This window comes from Solemya elarraichensis gill symbiont, assembly GCF_002021095.1.
In the GTDB taxonomy this organism is placed as follows: Bacteria; Pseudomonadota; Gammaproteobacteria; order Chromatiales; family Chromatiaceae.
The window spans coordinates 1-4,438 of sequence record NZ_MPRK01000149.1; the positions used below are offsets into that span (position 1 = coordinate 1).

The 4,438-nt window shown below is 39.5% G+C and carries 3 protein-coding genes; all 3 read left to right on the forward strand.

Translation table 11 applies throughout. From position 1 onward, the window contains the following. Nucleotides 1-480 precede the first annotated feature (480 nt). Complete coding sequence (locus BOW51_RS07805; RefSeq protein ID WP_078477194.1) at nucleotides 481-1,938, forward strand: hypothetical protein; 1,458 nt, start codon at nucleotides 481-483, stop codon at nucleotides 1,936-1,938. Nucleotides 1,939-3,799: 1,861 nt separating this feature from the next. After that, the gene (locus BOW51_RS11800; RefSeq protein ID WP_281252878.1) at nucleotides 3,800-3,925 is read left to right on the forward strand and encodes a hypothetical protein; all 126 of its coding nucleotides are present in this window, start codon (nucleotides 3,800-3,802) and stop codon (nucleotides 3,923-3,925) included. Continuing rightward, the coding region (locus tag BOW51_RS07810; protein ID WP_135568145.1) for a hypothetical protein at nucleotides 3,922-4,438 on the forward strand (517 nt) is incomplete at its 3' end. The genes BOW51_RS11800 and BOW51_RS07810, both read left to right, overlap by 4 nt.

The window sequence follows — 4,438 nt, forward strand, 5'->3', positions numbered from 1 at the left end:
ACCTATTCAGAATTCATTAAGGAATTAAGGGAGCAAATGACACTATGGACGGAGAACAATGATCCGAGCGAAGTCAACTGGGTCGAGCTGCTCTTGAGGTATAGATTCGATTCCCAGCTAAGTGATGAACTTAATTTATTCATTTTGGATAAAAGAGCATCCACTCTCCAGGAATGTATTGCATTGGCCGATGAATATAATCTCCATCGCAGATTGGCGCCCAGAACGCGGATTAATTCGAATCCGAGTATGAAACCCAGAGATACGGAACATCGACCTCCTGCCCCAAGGCCTTTCACCCCCACACCCATGTATCGACCCAATATGAGAATTGATAATTCCCAAGCTATACACAGGACTCCCCGTGTAGAAAAATATTGTAATTATTGTCGGCGAAATGGCCACGCACATAACGAGTGTTGGGCAAATCCAAATTCACCTAGGTACAGAGGTACTAGAAATCTCGCGAGCGGGCACAACATGTCAAACGCCAATCATAGCTCTGCCTTTATAACAAACGAACCGATCAACTCATCCGAATATAAAGAAAGCGTAAATCCATTACTCGTCAAATACACCGGGCAAGCTAGAATAAACAATAATACTACATACGTGACGTATTTAAGAGATACGGGTGCCACTATCAGTTTATTGACGGCTACCGAGCAAACGGCTAATCAGTTGGAATACACAGGAGAACACGTGACCATTAGAGGTGTCAATTATATACCTGGTAATTATCCCCTAGCAAAGATTAACGTCAACTGTCCAATATATCAAGGAACTTTGACCGTGGCTATATTGACACATAGATGCGCCGCAGGGGTTGATCTGATAATCGGTAACGACTGTGATATCGATCCGGTCGCTGATTTAATTACATGTGGTGTTGTGACACGCTCCAATAAGACAGCGATTTCCTTTGATGAAACCGTCGTATCAATACCTAACTTAGAAAACACACCAGATACTGAGGAATATGTATTACCTTTCCGGAATACAATTGAAATCAATTCCCCCTCTGAGAAAGCAAGTAAGGAGACACCCCACGATAGTCCATCTATTGATGACTTGAGCCCTGATAAATTATTGCAAGAACAGAAAAATGACCCGACATTATTGCCACTATGGGAAATGGCGCATGAAGAAAAACCCATGAGACAAGGATATTACATCCAGCCCGAATCCCGCTTACTTATGAGGAGAGAACAACCTCAGGACCCATCCAAGGTTCGACCCTGGAAAATATATGATCAGGTGGTAGTTCCACGAGGATTCAGGAATCATATAACGGGAATCGCTCATGATAGTTTAAGTATGGGACACCTGGGACCTAGTAAAACCCTGAAGCGCATTAAGCGTCGCTTCTTTCGGCCGGGAATCCGAGCGGATGTTAAACGATTCTGCCATAGCTGTGGGCCGTGCCAGAGAGCTGGTAAGGGACAGAAGTCCACTATAGCCCCATTGAAACCTCTGCCCATTATATCACAACCATTCAAATTCATATCCGCTGATTTCGTGGGACCCATGGCGTATGACTCCCCAGACCCTACCCTATTAGATTACCAAGCCCCTACCGACCTAGAGAAAGAATTCGACCCTTGCAGTCCTCTTGAATCTGTGCCTAAGAAAGCTTGGCCGGATCTCAGTCATTTACCCCCAGGTCACAGGGATGAGATTACACAAATATTAGACCGTTACCCCCGTCTGTTCTCTGGAAAACTGGGATGTTTCCAAGGTGTTACTCATGATATTGATGTGCAAGGTGCCGCTCCCGTAATCCAGCCATACTACCGCATGTCTCCAGAAAAGAAACAAATCTTAAAAACTGAGCTAGATAAAATGTTGGAGTTAGGAATTATCCGCCCGAGCAGAAGCCAGTGGGCCTCCCCCATAATATTGGTACGAAAGTCGTACTCGGAATGGCGACCGGGTTAGAGTTCAATGATTGTGATGTGTACCGATAGTAATTCAGTAGTTTAGTTTACAAACATTGCCTCTATGATTAGAATGTTGGTACCTAGCCAGAGAAATGTTATTTTTGTAATATGTGATGTATTGATGTTATATTGTTTTCTCCTATATATCCGATGGAGTGAAGATTTGTAAATCGGCCGGTGGCGGGCGATTTCAAACTTCAACTTGGGTAGGGAGGATTGTGCAAAATATAGAAAAATACAAACAATATATTTGCACGAATAAATTATTGTCATATATAAATATAAATGTATTATATAAATACATTTATTTATTTATATATCTGACCCATTGTTAACCATGTAATATTATGATTATTAGATATTATGTATAATCGTCTGCTAAACATTTTCGCGCCTAAATTATCAGTTCTCTGTTGGCGCGGGAACAAATATATTTTGACAGCCGAAGGCTGCTGGTCAGTTATGTAAGATAATCGCCGCCGCTCTGTGATCTGTTTGCGCGGGAACAAATTATATTGTTGCAACCGAATGCAGCTGGTCAGTTATGTAAGATAATCGCCGCTTCTCTTGATGACACATTAATATGTAATAGTATTATGTAACATCACAGATGTTCAGCGACGAAATGTCTGTTATAGACTTTTATTTTGCTATATAAGAGATGCAAAAATATTAAGAAATTAGTACATTATTATCCGGCCAAGGAGGCGTTTAAGGAATAAATGTAACTCACGATTGAAATATAAACTGTTTCTATGATAGTTAGAAAACTGTAATATTTAAAGAAGTATTAACTCTTAAATATTAAACTATATTAAATATGTGAACGGAAGATAATTAGGCCTTTTAAGAAACGATTGTTTTGGCTAATATATCTAATGGTACAGTTTGATAAAGTGAAGGAAATTAGTATGTTAGTAGAATTGTGATAATACATTGAAATAGCGAGGCGAAATATAAGACAGAGATATCACAAATAAATTATTACGTTATAGATTTGGAATAAAGCGAGATTGCCATAGAGGATATTATATGAAGGAAAATTGAAGAACTGTGTTGTGTTAATATATCTGAAGGACCTTAGAGAATACCCCTAGACAACTCCAGCGAGTCTACGATAGGATAGACCCTGGTTAGAGTAGTATTGAAGGACTATATATATAAACCCCCTAGACAACTCCAGCGAGTCTATGATAGGATAGACCCTGGTTAGAGCCTTAATAACGGAAAATAGATACGAGAAGGAGGAATGCGTGACAATTGGGGCGCTCGACCGGCATGAATCGGAATAAAAACGGGATTAAAACGAAATAAATTACGGAGTAAGAAGATCGGAATAACGAAATATCGTGACAGATCGAGACATTTTTGTGAAGGACACTAGGATACATTTATCAAAGATACAAGGAACTACTAATTAACGTGAAAATAGAAGTGCACAAAACAAGTGTTAAAAATTGAAAATTAAATAAATGAAGGACGCCATCGGATTATTAAATAGAGAACATTCTTAAATTATTGGAACTATGTGAAATGAATTATATTTGAATTATTATTTGAAATATTTTAATTGTGATAAATTATTTATATTGGATTAACGGAGACGACACGGAATTCGGTAAGTACCAATTTCTTTTCATAGAGGCTGTTTAAAATATATAGTTAGACACATTAGATTAGTGATCCACTGCCTTTCATGAAAAATAATTTTATAATACATTTGGAGAGACATTATTGGGAGTAAAAATTTTGGGAAATATAAAAACAAAATGGCTACGACTAGGAGTGCTAATAAGGAAACTGAGGGACCGGTTAGCCCCGACTTCCAAACCACAGGTGATGAGATATGGGATAAGTTAATGAGACTCCCCTACTTTAATCAAGCAAGCCTGGAACGCCAGGGTGAAATTTATGAGAAAGAGAAAGAAAAGGGAGAACAAAAGAGAGAAAGAGAGAAAGAGGATAAAGAGAGAGAGAGAGAGTGAGGGACGAAAAACAGAAAGAGAGGGACAGAGAAGAAAGGATGAATAGAGACAAAAACAATATGGAGATTCGCCTGAGAGAAATCCAGAGGGATCAGGAATCTCAGCAAAATAACACCCTCCCGACCGATAATAGACCCCATAAAACCAACATATCTGTTCCTAATTGGACCCCTACTATGAGGCCAGATAGATTCTTCTCAACATGCGAGAGACTATTTGAAGCTAGCCAGATCTCCAAACAAACTTGGGTGGGGCATATTATAGACAAGTTATCTGACAAGGCAAGAAATATATATGCCACGCTTCCTGTCCAAGATGCTAATAATTACGAGACTCTCAAGGCCGCCATCTTGGATGAATATCGACTCTCACCCACTGTATACAGAAAAAATTTCTTCTCTTGGGTAAAGAAACCTCAGCAGACCTATTCAGAATTCATTAAGGAATTAAGGGAGCAAATGACACTATGGACGGAGAACAATGATCCGAGCGAAGTCAACTGGGTCGAGCTGC